The sequence below is a fragment of the Clostridium culturomicium genome, from assembly GCF_000821305.1.
Taxonomy (GTDB): domain Bacteria; phylum Bacillota; class Clostridia; order Clostridiales; family Clostridiaceae; genus Clostridium_J; species Clostridium_J culturomicium.
Genome location: NZ_CCXK01000015.1, coordinates 1 through 19,325, shown reverse-complemented (window position 1 = coordinate 19,325; position 19,325 = coordinate 1). Strand labels below are relative to the sequence as shown.

Sequence of the window (19,325 nt, the reverse complement as noted above, 5' to 3'; positions counted from 1 at the left end):
TCATGGATGAGAATAAAATAATAATAAAAAACTGGAGAGTAATGACAATATGTATACTTACATCTACAATACTGCTTACTGGATGTGGTGAAGGACGTAATAAAAGCACAAAAGAAGGCTGTGAGGGAATACAGCTTTTGGCTAAATTAGAAGAAGGAAGTATAGGAGAACTTGAGAAAAAACTTGAGGAACATTTAGGTGAAAGTACTTCAGCTGAAGATGAAGTAGCAAAGGATAAGGATGAAGCAGGGGCAGCTAATGAAGCAGAAGATATGGATATCTATAGTAAGGATTATAATAGGATTTTTGAAGATACCATATTTATGGGAGACTCCATAACAGAAGGGTTATATTATATGAATGTCATTGATAAATCAAAGGTTATAGCGTCTATGGGAGCTTCCATTTTGAAAGCCAAGGAAGAGCTTACAACGGTGGTTTCTCTTGTGCCAAAAAAAGTAGTACTGCTATATGGTATGAATGATGTAATTTTGTTCAATGAATCTAATGAGTGGACGACGGTTGACAGCTTTAAGGCTAATTATAAGGAATTATTACAGACTTTAAAGAATCAATTGCCTTATGCGGAGATATATGTTCAGTCACCTTTATCGGTAGATGAAGCCCGTATTAAGGATAATCCAAGATTAACTAATGAGAATATTGATAGATTCAGAGCAGCAGTGGAAGAGGTTTGTAGTGAGGTCAATGTAAATTATGTGAATGCTAATTCTATTTTAGAAAAGGATGAAAGTTTAAGAGCTGATGATGGTATTCACTTAAATTATGATTTCTATATTCAGTGGCTTAGTTTTCTTGAAAAATCAATGAAGTAGTTAAGAGGGAAAGATGAATAGGTTAGGATGAATCTACTAATTGAAGTTAAGAAGCTTTAATTCATAACTTTTTAATAGTGGAAGTTTGGAATGGGGGACGGTGTTATTGAAAAAGATTTACCTTATATTTTACGGAATACTGTTTACTCTGGTTATTGTTATCTTTGTGGGACTTTATGGAGTTTTAAAAATCGCAGAGCCTTCAATGAGTGAAATTGATAAAAGCATTGTGGCAACAGCAGATTTATCTAATATGGTTAAGGATGATGCTAAGAAGCTTAGACAGCTTTATTATATAAATAAAAATCAGGTTGAAGATTTTATTTTGTATGCACCAAAAACAAATATGGATGCAAGTGAGATTCTTGTTTTAAAGGCTAAGGATGTTGAAGGAGTTAAGCATCTTAAGGAAAAAGTTGAAGCAAGAGTGGACAAGCAGTCTGAAAGCTTCGCAAGTTATAGACCAGAACTAAAGACAGTTATTGATGATTATAAACTAAAGGAAAAGGGGCAATATTTATACTTAATTATTTCTGGAGACAACAAGAAGATAGATAAAGCTATAGAGAAAAATTTTTAATTGGAGTGGTTTAGTTGGTTTTTAGCAGTTTGATATTCATATTTATTTTCTTGCCAATTACGCTGGTTATTTATTATCTTGTACCAAGGACAAAACAGAACTATGTTCTTCTTATTTCAAGTTTGTTTTTCTATGGATGGGGAGAGCCAGTTTATATTATTTTGATGGTTATTTCCATAATGATAAATCATTTAGGAGGACTTTTAATTCAAGAATACAGAGAGAATAAGGACTTTTGTAAATTTATTTTTATTGCAGTATTAGTCTTAGATTTAAGTTCTTTAGTATTCTTCAAGTATTATGGATTTATTATAGATAATATTAATCTAATTTTTAATACGAGCTTAAGGATAAGAAATTTACCTTTACCATTGGGAATTTCATTTTACACTTTTCAGTTAGTTTCCTATGTGGCTGATGTTTATATGGAAAAAGTAGAGGCGCAGGATAATATTATAACTTTCGGAGCATATATTTCGATGTTTCCTCAATTGGTTGCAGGACCAATTGTACAGTATAGGCATGTTAAGGAACAGTTATTTAATAGGGCGAAATCTATATACAAGTTTGGAGTTGGGGTTGAAAGATTCATAATGGGAGTAGGTAAAAAGGTACTTCTGGCTAATAATCTAGGGCTTGCATGGAAAGCAATTAAAGCTATGCCGATTGGGGAAGTTTCTGTTTTATCTTCCTGGATTGGAATAATTGCTTTTACTCTTCAAATTTATTTTGACTTTAGTGGATATTCAGATATGGCTATAGGACTTGGTAAAATGATGGGTTTTGATTTTCTAGAGAATTTCAAGTATCCGTATATATCAAAGAGTGTAACTGAATTCTGGAGAAGGTGGCATATGTCTTTAAGCGGATGGTTTAGAGAGTACATGTATATTCCTTTAGGTGGAAATAGAAGAGGAAAGAAAATTCAATTTAGAAATCTGATGATAGTGTGGTTTGCCACAGGCTTATGGCATGGAGCAAGTTGGAATTTTGTAGTGTGGGGCTTGTATTTTGGTATATTAATTTTCTTTGAGAAGATGTATATTAGTAAGGTTTTAGAGAGGCTGCCAAGAGGTGTAGGACATCTTTATACGTTAGTTTTAATAATTATAGGATGGGTATTTTTTGAGACTGAATCTTTAAGGGGTGCTTTTTCGTATTTAAGTGTAATGTTTGGGCTGTCAGGTAATTCAATTGTAGATAACATGGGAATATACACCTTAAGAAGTAACTTATTAATTATTACGTTGGCAATAATTGCATCCACTCCATTCTTTAAGAACTTCTTTAAGCTTATAAAAGAAAAACTTAAGTTAAGGGGTGTAGCAGTAGCCATTGTAAGCAATATTTTAATTTTATTTATTTCCACTGTGTATTTAGTAAGTGAAACCTACAATCCATTTTTGTATTTTAGGTTTTAAGGGGGTAGAAGCTTTTGAAGATTAATTATAAGAAAACCTATAGTTTTTTCATGAGTGCATTATTTATTGTGTTTGTAGGAGTTATGGCTTTAGCGAATTTAATTAAAAAGGATGAAAAGTTTTCGGACCTTGAGAATAGATATTTAAGTGAAATGCCACAAGTATCGGTAGGAGGAGTAGTCAGCAGAGAATATAGTGAGAAGGTTGAAAGTTATATTTCAGATCAGTTTCCAGGGAGAAATATTTTTGTTGCCATGAAGGGCAGTATGGATAGCTTAAGTGGAAAGAAAGATAGAAATGGTGTGTTTATTGGAAAGAGTGGTCAGCTGCTTCAGGACTTTAAGGAAAGAAGTGAGGAGGAGACCACTGCAAAAATATCAGCAGTAAATGAATTTGCAGAAAGGTACAGTGATTTAAATATTTCCTTTATGTTAATTCCAACTGCTACTAAGGTTTTGGAGAATGAGCTTCCTAAAAATGCTCCTGTGGATGATGAGAAGGAGTATATTGATAATTTTAAAGGGCAGCTTAAGGAAAGCATAAAGTTTATAGATACTTATGAGGCTTTGAAGAGTTCTAAAAGTGAGAAGCTATACTTTAGAACTGACCATCATTGGACAAGCAGAGGGGCCTATGAAGGATATAAGGAGCTTTGTAAAACCTTAGAATTAGAAGCAAAGAGTGAAGAGAACTTTGAAATTAAACCAGTAACAGAACGCTTTTATGGAAGCTTGAGTTCTCAGATTGCCAGTGAACAGGGAGAGGCAGATACCATAGAAGTATACTTCCCAAAAGAAGGTGGAGAAACGGTAGTGACTTATGTGGAGGAGCAGAAAAAGTCACCAAGTTTATACGACAGTTCAAAATTGGATGACAAAGATAAGTATCATGTATTTACAGGTGGAAACCACCCGAGGATAAACATTAAATCTATGGGAGATCCTGAAAGAAAGCTGCTTTTAATAAAGGATTCCTATGCAAATGCAATGGTGCCATTTTTAATATTTAATTATGGTGAGATTGAAGTTATTGACTTAAGATATTTTACGGAGGATCTAGATAAGGTTATAAAGTCCAAAGGAATTACAGATATATTGTTTCTTTATAATGTAAATACCTTTAATGAAGATGATTCAATTTTAAATCTGGAAATGTAAAAAGTAGCTCTATCCTTTGTGGTTGGAGCTGCTTTTTTATTAATATTTATTATTAGTTAAATCTTTTGATTCACACCTAAAGAGTTTTACAATGGATACTATTAAAGGTAGAAAGGTTCCTAAAAGGAATATAGGGATAAACCATGGACTAAGTGGCTTTACCGCTCCAGTCATCAGGTTGTCCTAAGGCATTAAAGTGGGAAGGCAGTGTGTCAGGAAGGGTACTCCAGGATGTGCAGATATAAGTAGTACAGGATACCATTACGATTAAGGAAAGAATTTCTAAAAGCTTTTGAGTTTTGGTGAAGGGCATTTTCTCTTTCATAGATATACCTCCATGGAAATTTCATTTAAAGGTGAAGGATAATGCTGACCCGTAGATTCTACGGGTCAGCTATTATTCCTAGTTACTTTGCAGTATTTATAAAAACTTAACTGATTTTATAAAAATATTATAAAAATTTTAACATATATTACCTTAGTTTATAATTTATAACTGAAATGGAATAGTTAAATAGATTAAAAGAAAAATATATATTTCATGAGGTTGACATTATAAAAACAGAACCATATAATATTAGATATAACCAAGGTATAATTCGTTTAAACTTGGAAATAATTAAATACAACCACAATTTACAAACTGTGATGAGAAGAGTAAATAAAAGAAGTAGTTAAAGCGAGTTGGTGATGGTGGAAGACCAATATGAAGCTTTTATTGAAGAACATCTCGGAGTTTCTAACCGAAAAAGTGAATTGAAATCACCTTCTCCTTATGTCGAAGGTGTAAGTTCGATTAACTGAATCATAGATTTGGATTCTCACTTAAGTAGACTTAGACGGAGCCTCACCGTTAAAGGAGAAAAGTATCAAGAGAAATCTTCGTACTTTAAGAGCAGATCATTTTAATGATAATTTGGGTGGTACCGCGGAATGTTTCCTTTCGTCCCTTTGAAGAAGTTTAGGGGTGAAAAGGTTTTTTTATTGCTCAAAAACAGGCTTTTTGGAAACAATTTATATATAAACAGTAAATTAAGTTTCATTACAACGGTGAGACAAAATATAAATTAAGGAGGAATTTTCATGGAAAAAGTATTAGTAAAAAGTCTTTACAGAGAATGTGAAAGATACGCAGACCAAGATGTTTGTATTTCAGGTTGGATTAGAACTTTAAGAAGCTCTAAAGCATTTGGGTTCATAGAAATTAATGATGGTAGTTTCTTTAAGAACGTACAGGTTGTATTTGAGGATAACCTAGAGAACTTTAAAGAAGTTGAGAAGTTAGCAATAAGCTCATCTTTAACAATTGAAGGTAAGCTTGTATTAACTCCAGGAAGCAAGCAGCCTTTCGAAATTAAGGCTACTAAAATAGTAATTGAGGGAGAATCAAGCAGTGATTACCCACTTCAAAAGAAAAGACACACTTTTGAATACTTAAGAACAATAGCTCACTTAAGACCAAGAAGTAACGCTTTTTCAGCAGTATTCAGAGTAAGATCATTAGTTGCCTATGCAATCCACAGCTTCTTCAATGAAAGAGGATTTGTTTACACTCACACACCAATAATCACAGGAAGTGACGCTGAGGGTGCAGGTGAAATGTTCCAAGTTACAACTATGGATTTAAACAACATTCCAATGACTGAAGATAAGAAAATAGATTATAAGAAGGACTTCTTTGGTAAGGAAACAAACCTTACAGTTAGTGGTCAGCTTGCTGCAGAGTGTTATGCACTTGCCTTCAGAAACGTTTATACTTTTGGACCAACTTTCAGAGCTGAAAACTCAAACACTGCAAGACATGCAGCTGAGTTCTGGATGGTAGAGCCAGAGATAGCTTTCGCTGATTTACAAGACGATATGGAGCTTGCTGAAGATATGATTAAGTATATCATCAACTACGTACTTGAAAATGCTCCAGAGGAAATGGAATTCTTCAATAGCTTTGTTGACAAAGGTTTATTAGAAAGACTACAGCACGTTGCATCTTCTGATTTCGGAAGAGTAACTTATACAGAAGCAGTAGAAATTCTTCAAAAGGCTGATAAGGAGTTCCAATATCCAGTATCTTGGGGTTGTGATCTTCAAACTGAACATGAAAGATATCTTACTGAAGAAGTATTCAAGAAACCAGTATTCGTAACTGATTATCCAAAAGAAATAAAAGCTTTCTACATGAGATTAAACGATGATGGAAAAACTGTTGCAGCAACAGACCTTTTAGTTCCAGGAATCGGAGAAATCATAGGTGGAAGCCAAAGAGAAGAAAGATACGATGTACTTCTTGATAGAATAAAAGAACTAGGTCTAAAAGAAGAAGATTACTGGTGGTACCTAGAGCTAAGAAAATTTGGTGGAACTAAACACTCTGGATTTGGATTAGGGTTTGAAAGAATGATAATGTACGTAACTGGAATGAGTAACATCAGAGACGTAATACCATTCCCAAGAACAACAGGAACTGCGGAATTCTAAGAAGAAAACAGCCAAGAATGGCTTGAATAAAGGTTATTAGAAAGCGAAAAATGGTAGTGTTATTTTAAAATAACACTACCATAACACTGCCTGTAAATTAAGAGAAAATACTGTTACGTTTATTGGTTAACCGATAAATGTAACAGTATTTTATTTAAAGCTATTTCTTACATTGATAATTGTATTTTTTCTATTCTTTTGCCATCTAAAGATAATATTTTAAACTTTATACAATTAATGATAATCTCTTTATTGACATAATCATTTGGAATTGTACCTATATTTTCAATTACTAAGCCTCCTATAGTATCAATAGCATTAGATTGAAAATCTAAGTTTAAATATTTATTTATATCTGAAATTGTAACTAATCCATTCACTATATAAGTTTTATCATCAATTTTTTCAATATCGGTAAAAGAATCATCATATTCGTCTTCGATTTCACCGATTACCTCTTCTAATAAATCTTCTAAGGTAACAATACCTGAAAATCCACCGTACTCATCAATAACAACGGCTATATGATTTTGGGAATCCTGCATGTCCTTAAGTAGTTTATCAATTGATTTAGTTTCTGGAACCATATAAGGGGTTCTCATAACATCTTTAATGGATAAAGTTTCGATTCCATTATTAATTACTGCCGCAAATATTTCTTTCATATATATAACTCCAACAATATTATCAATTTCCTCTTCATAAACGGGAATTCTTGAATAATTTTCTTGTAGAATTAGATTTATACTTTCTTTAATATCTGTATTAGCTTCAATACAAAACGTTTCGGTTCTTGGAGTCATTACCTCTTTAGCTAAAATATCATCAAATTTAATTATACCGTCTATCATTGTCCTCTCGGTTTCATTGATGGTTCCTTGTTCTTCACCAAGTTCAACTAAACTTCGTATTTCTTCTCTTGAGATTTTCTCTTCTACACCATCTGTTTTTACTCCTAGTAATTTTAAAATTAAATTAGTAGATAATGATAAAAACCATACAAAAGGTTTTGTAATTTTGGAAATAATTATTATTGTTTTTACACTAATCATGGCAATTTTTTCTGCATTTTGCAAGGCTATTCTTTTAGGTACCAATTCCCCTAAAACTAAAGTAATATAAGATATTATTAAAGTTGTAATTACTAAAGCGATGTTGTTACCATAAGGAATACCGAAATTTGTTAAAAACTCACCAAATTGACTTGATATAGTTGTTGCAGCTGAAGCCGATGCAAAAAATCCAGCAAAGGTAATTCCAACCTGAATGGTAGCTAAAAATTTACTAGTATCTTTTACTAATGATAATAGTAATTTTGCCTTTTTATTATTATCCTCTGCTAACAAATTTAGTTTTGTTTTGTTCATTGACACTATTGCCATTTCAGCTGATGCAAAAAATGCATTAACCATAACTAGTATTAAAATAAGAATAATACTACCTCCCGAGCTATCGTCCATTTAAAAAATCCTCCTAAAAAATATTATACTTTAATTATAACATGTGAAATTTCGCACAACAAACTTACTAAGAAGTATTAATTTAACAAAAAACAAAGAAAATAGCATAGGCAACAATATAATTTGGTGCAATGAATAAATACAGCTTAATTTTGACAAAATAGTAAATTTGCTTTGTAAAATGAAAATATCAATATATTCTTTAGAAATTCTTTAGATTTTTTCCAATATGTTCTTTAGTTTTGAAATGTAATATTAAATCATAGGAAAAGTGCTGCATAGTGAGGGGAGTGAAATGAAATAATTTCTATGATGCGTTATACTTAATATAAGTTGAGTAGAAGTGTAGAAAGCATGGAAAGAGGAAGTAGTATGAATAAATATAACATATTAATAGTTGAGGATGAGAAGGATATTGCCATAGCCATAGAGGCATATTTATCGAATCAAGGATATGAAGTTCATATAGCCAATAATGGAATTGAAGGGTTAGAGGTATTAGAAAAAGAGAAGATACATTTAGCTATAGTAGATGTTATGATGCCTAAAATGGATGGCATAACTTTTGTGATGAAATTAAGAGCGAAGCATGATTTTCCAGTAATAATGTTATCAGCAAAATCAGAAGAAGTTGATAAGATAATGGGATTAAATATTGGTGCTGATGATTATGTAACAAAACCTTTTAGGCCACTAGAGCTCTTAGCTAGAGTTAATTCACAGCTTAGAAGATATTCTAGATATTTAAATATGGTACAAAAGGAAGACGTAAATGAAAACATATTTGAAGCAGGTGGATTAGAGCTAAATCTAGATACTAAAGAAGTATTTGTAGATGAAAAGCTAGTGAAGCTGACTCCTAGTGAGTTTAAGATTTTGTCACTTTTAATACAAAATAAAGGCAGGGTATTTTCGGCAGATGAGATATATGAAAGAGTATGGAATGAGCAGGCTGTTAACACTGATACCATTATGGTTCATGTGAGAAATATAAGAGAAAAGATAGAAATAAATCCTAAGAATCCAAAATATTTAAAGGTTGTATGGGGAGTTGGATATAAAATTGAAAAGCAGTAAATTTGGAAAATTAATAATTAGTTTAATAGCAATAATAATAGTAATGATAACTTCTATAGGGATTATAGCATCATACCCAACTATAGATAAAATTGCAAAGGAAAAAGAAAAGGAATATTCCTACTTTGAAGGTTATGAATTTACAGGAATAATGAAAGGGATCAGCTATAAAGCCTTTTATGATACTATGAGGACTAGTGGAGAAGAGACAGTAACGCCCTTTGAAATTTTAGTTAAGGAGACCAGTAAAGGACGAAGAGATGAACATGCTATAAATTACTTTAACAGTCTTGTAGAAGACTATACACAGGAATACTTAAATGTAGATTATTTTGCTATAAATCCTAAGGAGAAAATTAGCGTTACTAACATTGAAGGTATTGAAGTATTAGAAAATGGAGATATAGATATAAACTCAATAAAAAGTGATTATTATCAATTTTACGTGATAATAAACTATGATGAGTTAGGAAAACCAACTGTAAAATATGCATATGGTGCAAATCAGGATACAGTTCAACAAAACATATATAATAATTCGAACTCAGGCTTTTATGGATATCATCAGGATTTAGTAGACATTACAAATGTAAATATTATGGTTGGAGTTCCTAAGGAACTGAGATATTATGATGGGATTGCTTGGAAGCTAAATAATTCTTTAAATGATAGTTATGGAGAAGCAGCCGTTATTTTTATTAGTATAGCAATAGCAGTTGTAATTTTAATAGGTCTTCTAATACCATATAACAGAGCAAAAGAAATTATAGGATTTAAGGTAATAACAAAAACTCCCTTTGAAATAATTTGTGTTTTGGTAGGAATAAATATTTTCCTAACGGTTGCGTCTGCAATGTTTATGATAAGTGAGTGTATAGTAGGAGTACCAGGCAGGTTTATTGGTGGACTTACAGGAGATATAGGGTTAAGTCATGGAACTTATTATTTAATTAACTTCCTTGTTTGGTCAGTAATATTTACTGTATTTTTCAATGTTGGGTTAATGTTAAAGCATATATTTAAGACTGGGTTTAAAAGGTATTTCTTTGAAAGCACCATTATTGGGAGAGTTTTAGGTTTTGTAGGAAGGTATATTAAGAGAACAATAAAAGCTTTAGCAGAAGTAGATTTGACTAAAAAGAATAATAAGGTGATTTTAAAGGTAATTCTGATTAATGGAGCAATAGTATCATTATTTTGTTTTGCATGGTTCTTTGGTATCATTGGAGTAATAATTTATTCAGTAGTTGTATTTTTATTAACAAAAAAATATGTGGATGAAATAAGTAATAAATATAAAGTTTTATCTGAGGCAACTAAAAGAATTGCAGCAGGTAATTTAGATGTAAAAATTGCAGAAGATTTAGGTGTATTTGAACCGTTGAAAGACGATTTAGAAAGAATTCAAAGTGGTTTTAAAAAGGCTGTTGATGAAGAGGTTAGAAGTCAGAAGATGAAGACGGAGTTAATTTCAAATGTTTCTCATGATTTAAAGACACCTTTGACATCAATCATAACCTATGTGGATCTTTTAAAGGATGAAAATTTAGCGGAAGAAAAAAGAGTTCAATATTTAGATACCTTAGATAGGAAAGCTCAAAGACTTCAATTCTTAATAGAAGATTTATTTGAAGTTAGTAAAGCAACCAGCGGAAATATAACCATGAATATTGAAGCTGTGGATGTAGTCTCTTTAATGAAGCAAACCTTACTGGAGCTTGAGGATAAGCTAGAAAGTTCCTCATTAATCCTTCGAAAGAATTTCCCAGATGAAAAGGTGATTTTACAGCTGGATAGCTTCCGTACCTTTAGAGTGTTTGAAAATCTAGTATCAAATATAACAAAATATGCAATGGTAAGTACTAGAGTGTACATTGATATAATTGATCAGAAGGATTATGTAGAAATTACCTTAAAGAATATTGCAGCAGAAGAAATTAACTTTGATGCAGAGAATATTGTTGAAAGATTTGTACGTGGAGATGAATCAAGAAATACAGAAGGCTCAGGATTAGGTCTTGCCATTGCAAAAAGCTTTGTTGAATTACAAGGTGGAAGTTTAAACATTAAAGTGGATGGCGATTTATTTAAGGTTATGATAAATTTTAAAAAGTAAGCTGTTAAATAATAATAAATTAAAAGAGTAGTAGTACAAGTTAGGAATTTGTGTTGCTACTCTTTTAATTAGATTAATTAGATTAATTAGATTTTATAATAGATTTATGGATAAAAGGTGAAATCATCATCACAAAGGAACTAACAATAAGCAGGTAAAACCAAAAGGTTAGATTACCACATATATAGGGTGTATACTTTCCTAAGTTATGAGAAAGCTTTATAATTGGTACTACCTCATAGACTAAGAGCACAAAGTTGATGGTTGATGTAATATATGCAACTCTTTGCTGTTTTAAAAGATAGAGACAAGCTACAATAGTGATAGGAATAATAAATAGCTTATATTGAGGATGATTGATAAAGGTGTAAGAGGTTGAAGCTTTTAAAGTTGACAAGGTCATAAAGGGCATAAAGAGACAGAAAAGGGCAGTGAGAGAGGAGGTTACTCCAATTGAGTTTAAAGCCTTGGGTGGAGTTTGAGAATTCATAGGTAGATTTTTTTTGTCATCTGATGTGGCTTTAGCTGTAGACCTTATGTTTGGAGAAGTATTAGCGTTATGAAACCTGAACATTAAGAAACCTCCGAAAATACCTATATAATAAGTATATTCAGTAGGAACTGTATAAATATATATGTGGATAAAAATATGCTATGATTAAAAATATTAAGATTATTCACACAATTGTGGATTATTCTGTGGATAACTTGTTCATTTTGTGTGAATTGTGTGAAAAGTTTGGGGTGGATTATGAAACGAAAAATTTTAATTATAGAGAATGATGTAGCTTTAAGTAAAGGGATGGTTCTTGCATTAAAAAATGAAGACAATGAATTTAGTCAAGTCTATACCCTTGAAAGTGCTAGAAGTGAAATTAAAGAAGCCGATTTTGATTTGATTATTTTAGATGTGAATCTGCCAGATGGAAATGGACTTAATTTTTTTTGAGTGAAGTAAGGGAAATATCTTTACTAAGCCTTTCAGCTTAATGGTTCTTAGAGCAAGGGTTAATACTCAGCTTAGAAAAGCTATGCCAAAGTCAAATACTTTAAAAATTGGTGAATTTAACTTTAATTTTGATAACGTGGAGTTCAAAAAATCTGAACAGATTATAGAGCTGAGCAAAACAGAGCAGAAACTACTTAGACTCCTAATTGATAATAAGGGAAATACTCTTTCAAGAGGTGATTTAGTTGATAAAATCTGGACTGATGGAGCGAAATACGTGGATGAAAATGCTTTTTCTGTAACAGTTAAAAGGTTAAGAGATAAGCTTGAAGAAGTACCGTCTAAGCCAAAGTACATTAAGACTATTTATGGCATCGGTTATTCCTGGGCGGTGAAATAAATGGATGTTTTAAATATTATATGTATAAGCATAGCAGTAGCGGCAGTGACATCTGCGGTGATTATTGTAGTGATATATAGGTATAATTCAAAACAAATGATGAAGATATTATATAAAATGCTTGAGGATGCAATTTCAAGGGAGTTCAAATAAAATACTTATGATGAATCCATAATTTCAGCAATTGAAACAAAGATGAAATATTACATTGTACATAATTCTGCTACAGCAGAGGGGTTAAGGAAAAGGGGATAAAACTTCATTGCGACTGTGAAAAGGAGAAGGCAGTTTTTGATATGAAGTGGACCGTTGAAGCAGTTTATAATATAGTTGACAATGCTGTGAAACATACTAATGAGAATGGTAGTATTATTATTGAGGTTAAGGACTATGAAATGTTTTGTCGCATCGATATTGAGGATAATGGTATTGGTATTGCTGAAGAGGAACAAAATAAGATTTTTAGTCGTTTTTATCGTTCTCAACAGGTGCAGAATATTGAGGGAATAGGCATTGGACTTTTCCTAACAAGAAAGATTTTATCGGCTCAAGGAGGATACATGAAGGTAGCATCAAAGGTTGGAACTGGTTCAACTTTTTCGGTTTTCTTACCGAAGGAAATCTTTCAAAACTGTTAGATTTGAGAAAGATTGTGGAAAGATTCTTTTGTTATAGTCTATATATGGGCAGAGCGTGCTCAAATATATAGACTATTTTTGTGGAGGTTACACGTTATGAATATATTAGAATCTAAGGATTTAAGAAAAATATACGGTGCTGGAGAAAGTGAAGTTAGAGCTCTTGATGGGGCAAGCTTAACCGTTAAAAATGGGGAGTTTGTTGCTATTGTTGGAACTTCAGGAAGTGGAAAGTCTACAATGCTTCATATGCTTGGAGGACTTGATAGACCAACTAGCGGAACTGTAGTAGTTGATGGAAGGGATATCTTTGGATTAAAGGATGATGAACTTACTATTTTCAGAAGAAGAAAGATTGGGTTCGTATTTCAAAATTTTAATTTAGTTCCTGTATTAAATGTATATGATAATATTGTTTTACCTATAGAATTAGATGGAAATACACCGGATAAGGCTTACATAGATCAAATAATTTCAACCTTAGGCTTAGAAAGCAAGCTTAACAATCTGCCTAATAATCTTTCAGGAGGACAACAGCAGAGAGTTGCCATTGCAAGAGCTATTGCAACAAAGCCTGCAATAATTCTGGCAGATTAGCCAACAGGAAATTTAGATAGCAAAACCACCTTAGATGTTATGGGACTTTTAAAGGTTACATGCCAAAAGTTCAAACAGACCATAGTTATGATTACTCATAATGAAGAGATTGCGCAAATGGCAGATAGAATTATCCGCATTGAAGATGGAAAAATCATAGGTGGTGGTAAAAATGATTAAGGTTGATAATAAGAAAGCAATAAAAAAGCTTGCAAACAACTCTTTTAAAGCAAATAAGCTTAGAAATATTTTTGCCATAGCAGCCATAGTTTTAACAACTGTTATGTTTACAACTTTATTTACGGTAGGAATGAGTATGAAGGATTCCTTAGAAGAAAGTACCATGAGGCAAACAGGTGGGAAAGCCCATGGAAGCTTTAAGTACTTAACTCAGGAAAAGTATGATAGATTAAAAAGTCATAAACTAAGCAGCAATATGGAGTATTCTATTATTTTAGGAGTGGCTGAAAATGAAGCATTAAGAAAGCATCCAAGTGAAATTCGTTTTGCAACAGATGGGCAGGCAGAGTTCCAATTTGCAAAGCCAACTAAGGGAAATATGCCAAAGAAAATCAATGAGATTGCCTTAGATACAATAGTTTTAGATCACCTTGGATTACCTTATGAATTAGGTCAGGAAATTGAACTTGAATATACTTTAGGTGGAGAGCTTGTCAAAGATAAATTTATTCTATCAGGTTATTGGGAGGGGGATAAGATTATCCCAGCTAGTCAGATTTGGATTTCTAGAGAATACCTTGATTCAAAACTTGAGGATTATGTCTCAGCTGGAGTAAATGACATAGATTTTGGTGTAAACTGGGCATATATAGGAAACTCAGGGGAGGCTGACATACCAGCAGTTTTAGCTATAATAGGCGGTCTTACACTTATAATTTTCTTTGGATACTTAATTATCTATAGCATTTTCTTTATATCAGTATCAAGGGATATCAGATTTTATGGACTTTTAAAAACTATAGGAACAACTTCAAAGCAGATTGGAAGAATAATAAGAAAGAAATCTTTAATTTTATCATTAATAGGAATTCCAATAGGGCTTATTTTAGGGTACATAATCGGGATAGTCTTAACACCAATGGTTTTAGGTCGGATTAATATTGCAGGAGAAATATTTTCTGCAAATCCAATAATCTTTATTGGGGCGGCAATCTTTGCGCTGGTCACTGTTTTAATTAGCGTTAGAAAGCCTGCTAAAATGGCTGGAAAAGTAAGTCCGATTGAAGCCTTAAGAAACACAGAAGGAAAGGTTGGAGCCAAGGCAACAGCTAAGAAAAGTCAAGGTGGAAAGCTTAGAAAAATGGCTTTTGCAAATGTATTTAGAAGCTGTAAAAAAACACTTTTAGTTACAATTTCCCTTTCGCTAAGCTTAATTATTTTAAATTGCACTTATGCTTTAGTAAAGGGATTTGATATGGATACTTATTTAAGTAAAAAGATTGTTTCTGATTTTGTTATAGCAGATACAAACTACTTTAATGTTTATACTGGATATAATGGTGAAGATACATTAAATGAAGGATTTTTGAGGGACTTAGAAGTTCTTGATGGAGTTTCTGAAATAGGAAATGTGCGTTTTGTTGAGAATATGTTGAAAATTGATAATAATTTGAAAAATAATGTGGATAAAATTCTGAAAAATCAGCCCGAGTTATACATGGATGGGTATGATGAGCAAATTGAAGCTGAAATAACAAGTGGACTTACATTACCATATACCTACGGAATAGATGAAACAATTATGAAGCAACTTAAGGTTTTCGAAGGTGAAATTGACTATGAAAAGCTTAAATCTGGAAAGTATATTATAGTAACACCTTTTAACGTGGAAAGTGGAGAAGGTAGACTCTATAATGTGGGCGAAAAGATAACAATAGATTATGGTAATGGGAACTCCGAGGAATATGAAGTTATGTCAATAGCAGCAATTCCACATAATTTATCTGTAAGACATGGTCATTTATTTGATTTAGATTTTTATGTATCAGTAGAAGAATTTGAAGCTTAAATGGGGGTATAGCTCAATGGTAACAATGATGAATGTGAAGGATGCAAATGAGACTGATATAGAAGCATTTTTAAAGAATTACTGTGAAAACATAAATAAGGATATAAATTATGAATCAAAATCAACCTTTGTGGAAGAGTTTAATGGTATTCAGAGGACCTATATGAGTGTTGGAACAGTTCTAAGCTTCATCATAGCGGTTATTGGAATCATGAACTTTATCAACACCATGATAACTTCAGTAATTTCAAAAAAACATGAGCTGGCAATGCTTCAGAGCATTGGAATGACTAATAAGCAGATGAATGAGATGCTAATATTAGAAGGCTTAACCTATGCTGGTTTAACAAGAATGTTTGTGTTAACGCTAGGCACAGCAATTTGTTACTTTGGTGTAAGTGCCTTCATGGGAGGTATATGGTTCTTTAAATAACAATTTACTATAATGCCAGTTTTAATCTGTCTTCCAATTTTGTTTGTTTTTGCGGTAATTGTACCAGTGATTTGCTATAAAATTGCAAGTAAGGATAGTGTGGTTGAGAGGCTTAGAGAGAGAGAATAAATCTTTTACTTTACATTAAATGATTTTTAGAAAGATGCTGTTTGGATTCAGCACCTTTTTAGTTTTAATAACATTGAAGAGATTATTAACTAACCGATATACACAATACATATAGAGGATATTAACAATAAATCATAATCTAAATACGTAAAAAGGTATTCTAGTAAATAATACCCGTCCTAGTGTATCAGTGTATGAAATATGAAGAAATTTAAAGAAATTTGTAGTTATTTCGCCATAATTTCTTAAAATAGATTTAAATGGCTGTTTTAAGTGTTAAAATCATGATAAGATATGTCTTGTCGCTGAGAGATGCGGCAAAACAAACAACGAAAGATTGAAAGAATTTAATGAGTAAAGGAAACTCCTTCTCACATTCGTTCGAATGAGTAAGTTCAACTAACTAAATCAAAGATTTAGAGATTCACTTAAAAAGTTGTTGACAGATGCGAAAGTATCTAGTAGAATAGAAAAAGTCGTCACTAACAAGTGATGAAGCGANAACTGCAGAAGTAACTAAGAGCTTTGATGAAGTTAAAGATCAGTTAAAGGTAAATTTATTAAGCCAAAAACAAAATGCTACTTACCTTAATTTCGTAAATAAATTAAAGCAAGAGCAAGATGTAAAAATGGGTCAATAAAAAATATCAAGAAATTGTTTTGGAAGGATATAATCAATAGAAGATTATATCCTTTTTTATATATAAACATGAGATAATAGTAATTTGTATATAAACAATACCTAGTGTATCAATATGAGTATTAAAGAGAAAAAGCAAGTATATTGAAGAATTTGACCTATATTTATCTAATATAAAGTTTTATTATATTTTTATATAGAATAAATAATGATAAGATATGACTTGTCGCTGAGAGACACGGCAAAACAAAAACAACAAACTTGAAAAACTCATTAAAAAGTTTTTAAAAAGTTGTTGACAGGTGCGAAAGCCTCTGGTAAAATAATAAAAGTCGTCGGAAGTAAACGACGAAGAAAAAGAATTGGTCTTTGAAAATTAAACAGAGAAATAAAGGTAAAACCAGTTAATTTCGATAGAGATAATCTATCAATAAATGACTTTAACAAGTCAGCGAAACAATTAGAGCGCAGCTCAAACTTTTTAAATTGAGAGTTTGATCCTGGCTCAGGACGAACGCTGGCGGCGTGCCTAACACATGCAAGTCGAGCGATGAAGCCCTTCGGGGTGGATTAGCGGCGGACGGGTGAGTAACACGTGGGTAACCTGCCTTGTAGAGGGGGATAGCCTTCCGAAAGGAAGATTAATACCGCATAACATCTTTTTATCGCATGGTAGAAAGATCAAAGGAGCAATCCGCTACAAGATGGACCCGCGGCGCATTAGCTAGTTGGTGAGGTAACGGCTCACCAAGGCGACGATGCGTAGCCGACCTGAGAGGGTGATCGGCCACATTGGAACTGAGACACGGTCCAGACTCCTACGGGAGGCAGCAGTGGGGAATATTGCGCAATGGGGGAAACCCTGACGCAGCAACGCCGCGTGAATGAAGAAGGCCTTAGGGTTGTAAAGTTCTGTTTACGGGGACGATAATGACGGTACCCGTGGAGGAAGCCACGGCTAACTACGTGCCAGCAGCCGCGGTAATACGTAGGTGGCAAGCGTTGTCCGGATTTACTGGGCGTAAAGGATGCGTAGGCGGATGTTTAAGTGAGATGTGAAATACCCGGGCTCAACTTGGGTGCTGCATTTCAAACTGGACATCTAGAGTGCGGGAGAGGAAAGCGGAATTCCTAGTGTAGCGGTGAAATGCGTAGAGATTAGGAAGAACACCAGTGGCGAAGGCGGCTTTCTGGACCGTAACTGACGCTGAGGCATGAAAGCGTGGGGAGCAAACAGGATTAGATACCCTGGTAGTCCACGCCGTAAACGATGAATACTAGGTGTAGGAGGTATCGACTCCTTCTGTGCCGCAGTTAACACAATAAGTATTCCGCCTGGGAAGTACGATCGCAAGATTAAAACTCAAAGGAATTGACGGGGGCCCGCACAAGCAGCGGAGCATGTGGTTTAATTCGAAGCAACGCGAAGAACCTTACCTAGACTTGACATCTCCTGAATTACTCTTAATCGAGGAAGCCCTTCGGGGCAGGAAGACAGGTGGTGCATGGTTGTCGTCAGCTCGTGTCGTGAGATGTTGGGTTAAGTCCCGCAACGAGCGCAACCCTTATCATTAGTTGCTACCATTAAGTTGAGCACTCTAGTGAGACTGCCACGGTTAACGTGGAGGAAGGTGGGGATGACGTCAAATCATCATGCCCCTTATGTCTAGGGCTACACACGTGCTACAATGGTGAATACAAATAGATGCAATACCGCGAGGTGGAGCCAAACTATAAAATTCATCCCAGTTCGGATTGCAGTCTGAAACTCGACTGCATGAAGCCGGAGTTGCTAGTAATCGCGAATCAGCATGTCGCGGTGAATACGTTCCCGGGCCTTGTACACACCGCCCGTCACACCATGAGAGCTGGTAACACCCGAAGTCCGTGAGGTAACCGTAAGGAGCCAGCGGCCGAAGGTGGGATTAGTGATTGGGGTGAAGTCGTAACAAGGTAGCCGTAGGAGAACCTGCGGCTGGATCACCTCCTTTCTAGGGAGTCGACATAAGGTTAATCCCTTATGAAAACTACTGGTACTTATTACTCTGTTTAATTTTGAGAGACTAACTCTCAAAATGTTCTTTGAAAATTACACAGTGAAAGTTAAATCTTTAAATTAATTTTAAAGTTATAATTTCGTCAAGAATTTTAATGAATTCTTTGTAGAATTATTAGTTTTGGAGTGATTTTATCGCTAAAATCATGAAAGAACAAGATTACGAAGATAAAAGCGAGAAGTTCAAGGAAGCGAAGGCGCGAAGCGGCGAGCTTACTTTAGGGTAAGTGAGCAATGAGCAACTGAAGCTGACGCAGAAATTCGAAGCTTATATCGTAGTAAAGATAGGTCAAGCTACAAAGGGCGCATGGTGAATGCCTTGGCACTAGGAG

Annotated in this window: 14 protein-coding genes, 1 rRNA gene, 2 pseudogenes and 1 other annotated feature; of the genes and pseudogenes, 14 read left to right on the top strand and 3 right to left on the bottom strand. The window is 33.5% G+C overall.

Features of this window, described 5'->3' with window-relative positions; all coding sequences use genetic code 11:
• The first annotated feature begins 2 nt into the window (after nucleotides 1-2).
• The 4 genes from BN1075_RS07025 (at nucleotide 3) to BN1075_RS07010 (ending at nucleotide 3,994) form a co-directional block, all read left to right on the top strand.
• Complete coding sequence (locus tag BN1075_RS07025) at nucleotides 3-836, top strand: GDSL-type esterase/lipase family protein (RefSeq protein WP_040192436.1); 834 nt, start codon at nucleotides 3-5, stop codon at nucleotides 834-836.
• A 106-nt stretch (nucleotides 837-942) separates the two neighbouring features.
• On the top strand, nucleotides 943-1,416 hold the full coding sequence (locus BN1075_RS07020) for a DUF4358 domain-containing protein (protein WP_040192435.1): 474 nt from the start codon (nucleotides 943-945) through the stop codon (nucleotides 1,414-1,416).
• A 14-nt stretch (nucleotides 1,417-1,430) separates the two neighbouring features.
• The gene (locus BN1075_RS07015) at nucleotides 1,431-2,837 is read left to right on the top strand and encodes an MBOAT family O-acyltransferase (RefSeq protein WP_040192434.1); all 1,407 of its coding nucleotides are present in this window, start codon (nucleotides 1,431-1,433) and stop codon (nucleotides 2,835-2,837) included.
• 14 nt (nucleotides 2,838-2,851) lie between these two features.
• Nucleotides 2,852-3,994, top strand: a complete 1,143-nt coding sequence (locus tag BN1075_RS07010) for a DHHW family protein (protein ID WP_052406441.1) — start codon at nucleotides 2,852-2,854, stop codon at nucleotides 3,992-3,994.
• A 148-nt stretch (nucleotides 3,995-4,142) separates the two neighbouring features.
• Here the strand turns inward: BN1075_RS07010 and BN1075_RS21105 are convergent, their stop codons facing one another.
• Nucleotides 4,143-4,319 carry a DUF1648 domain-containing protein gene (locus BN1075_RS21105; protein WP_081911517.1) on the bottom strand — a complete coding sequence of 59 codons (177 nt, stop codon included), beginning with the start codon at nucleotides 4,317-4,319 and terminating at the stop codon, nucleotides 4,143-4,145.
• A gap of 311 nt (nucleotides 4,320-4,630) precedes the next feature.
• Nucleotides 4,631-4,948 (top strand) — a binding site (T-box leader).
• A 129-nt stretch (nucleotides 4,949-5,077) separates the two neighbouring features.
• Between BN1075_RS21105 and asnS the strand changes: the two genes are divergently transcribed.
• Entirely contained in the window at nucleotides 5,078-6,469 is a 1,392-nt protein-coding gene (gene asnS / locus BN1075_RS07005; RefSeq protein ID WP_040192433.1) for an asparagine--tRNA ligase, read from the top strand.
• 167 nt (nucleotides 6,470-6,636) lie between these two features.
• Here the strand turns inward: asnS and BN1075_RS07000 are convergent, their stop codons facing one another.
• Nucleotides 6,637-7,929, bottom strand: coding sequence for a hemolysin family protein (locus BN1075_RS07000; protein ID WP_040192432.1), 1,293 nt, complete (start codon nucleotides 7,927-7,929; stop codon nucleotides 6,637-6,639).
• 372 nt (nucleotides 7,930-8,301) lie between these two features.
• Between BN1075_RS07000 and BN1075_RS06995 the strand changes: the two genes are divergently transcribed.
• Both BN1075_RS06995 and BN1075_RS06990 read left to right on the top strand, forming a co-directional pair.
• Nucleotides 8,302-9,006 (top strand): response regulator transcription factor, encoded by a 705-nt coding sequence (locus BN1075_RS06995; RefSeq protein WP_040192431.1) that lies wholly within the window; start codon nucleotides 8,302-8,304, stop codon nucleotides 9,004-9,006.
• The gene (locus tag BN1075_RS06990) at nucleotides 8,993-11,122 is read left to right on the top strand and encodes a sensor histidine kinase (RefSeq protein WP_040192430.1); all 2,130 of its coding nucleotides are present in this window, start codon (nucleotides 8,993-8,995) and stop codon (nucleotides 11,120-11,122) included. The genes BN1075_RS06995 and BN1075_RS06990 overlap by 14 nt, the downstream gene beginning before the upstream one ends.
• Before the next feature lie 82 nt (nucleotides 11,123-11,204).
• Here BN1075_RS06990 and BN1075_RS06985 read toward each other — a convergent pair whose 3' ends face one another.
• Nucleotides 11,205-11,696, bottom strand: coding sequence for a hypothetical protein (locus BN1075_RS06985; protein ID WP_040192429.1), 492 nt, complete (start codon nucleotides 11,694-11,696; stop codon nucleotides 11,205-11,207).
• A gap of 177 nt (nucleotides 11,697-11,873) precedes the next feature.
• On the opposite strand from BN1075_RS06985, the pseudogene BN1075_RS06980 reads away from it, so the two are divergent.
• The 7 genes and pseudogenes from BN1075_RS06980 to BN1075_RS06955 all read left to right on the top strand — a co-directional run bounded on the left by BN1075_RS06980 (nucleotide 11,874) and on the right by BN1075_RS06955 (nucleotide 18,928).
• Nucleotides 11,874-12,471 (top strand): annotated as a pseudogene (locus BN1075_RS06980) (response regulator transcription factor).
• Nucleotides 12,472-12,624, top strand: coding sequence for a hypothetical protein (locus BN1075_RS21900; protein ID WP_197072287.1), 153 nt, complete (start codon nucleotides 12,472-12,474; stop codon nucleotides 12,622-12,624).
• Nucleotides 12,625-12,767: 143 nt separating this feature from the next.
• A complete protein-coding gene (locus BN1075_RS21895) occupies nucleotides 12,768-13,109 on the top strand; it encodes a sensor histidine kinase (RefSeq protein ID WP_052406440.1) in 342 nt (113 codons plus the stop codon).
• Nucleotides 13,110-13,205: 96 nt separating this feature from the next.
• A pseudogene (locus BN1075_RS06970) lies at nucleotides 13,206-13,886 on the top strand (ABC transporter ATP-binding protein).
• The gene (locus BN1075_RS06965; RefSeq protein WP_052406439.1) at nucleotides 13,879-15,735 is read left to right on the top strand and encodes an ABC transporter permease; all 1,857 of its coding nucleotides are present in this window, start codon (nucleotides 13,879-13,881) and stop codon (nucleotides 15,733-15,735) included. The pseudogene BN1075_RS06970 and the gene BN1075_RS06965 overlap by 8 nt, the downstream one beginning before the upstream one ends.
• Before the next feature lie 16 nt (nucleotides 15,736-15,751).
• The gene (locus BN1075_RS06960; protein WP_040192428.1) at nucleotides 15,752-16,168 is read left to right on the top strand and encodes an FtsX-like permease family protein; all 417 of its coding nucleotides are present in this window, start codon (nucleotides 15,752-15,754) and stop codon (nucleotides 16,166-16,168) included.
• A 1,251-nt stretch (nucleotides 16,169-17,419) separates the two neighbouring features.
• A 16S ribosomal RNA gene (locus tag BN1075_RS06955) occupies nucleotides 17,420-18,928 on the top strand.
• Nucleotides 18,929-19,325: the final 397 nt, after the last annotated feature.

Excerpts from the sequence above, each read along its gene's own strand:
- BN1075_RS06985 (WP_040192429.1), bottom strand. The coding sequence starts at position 11,696 with ATGTTCAGGTTTCATAACGCTAATACTTCTCCAAACATAAGGTCTACA.
- BN1075_RS06965 (WP_052406439.1), top strand. The coding sequence starts at position 13,879 with ATGATTAAGGTTGATAATAAGAAAGCAATAAAAAAGCTTGCAAACAAC.
- BN1075_RS21895 (WP_052406440.1), top strand. The coding sequence starts at position 12,768 with ATGAAGTGGACCGTTGAAGCAGTTTATAATATAGTTGACAATGCTGTG.
- BN1075_RS06960 (WP_040192428.1), top strand. The coding sequence starts at position 15,752 with ATGGTAACAATGATGAATGTGAAGGATGCAAATGAGACTGATATAGAA.
- BN1075_RS07000 (WP_040192432.1), bottom strand. The coding sequence starts at position 7,929 with ATGGACGATAGCTCGGGAGGTAGTATTATTCTTATTTTAATACTAGTT.
- BN1075_RS06995 (WP_040192431.1), top strand. The coding sequence starts at position 8,302 with ATGAATAAATATAACATATTAATAGTTGAGGATGAGAAGGATATTGCC.
- asnS (WP_040192433.1), top strand. The coding sequence starts at position 5,078 with ATGGAAAAAGTATTAGTAAAAAGTCTTTACAGAGAATGTGAAAGATAC.
- BN1075_RS07025 (WP_040192436.1), top strand. The coding sequence starts at position 3 with ATGGATGAGAATAAAATAATAATAAAAAACTGGAGAGTAATGACAATA.
- BN1075_RS21900 (WP_197072287.1), top strand. The coding sequence starts at position 12,472 with ATGGATGTTTTAAATATTATATGTATAAGCATAGCAGTAGCGGCAGTG.
- BN1075_RS21105 (WP_081911517.1), bottom strand. The coding sequence starts at position 4,319 with ATGAAAGAGAAAATGCCCTTCACCAAAACTCAAAAGCTTTTAGAAATT.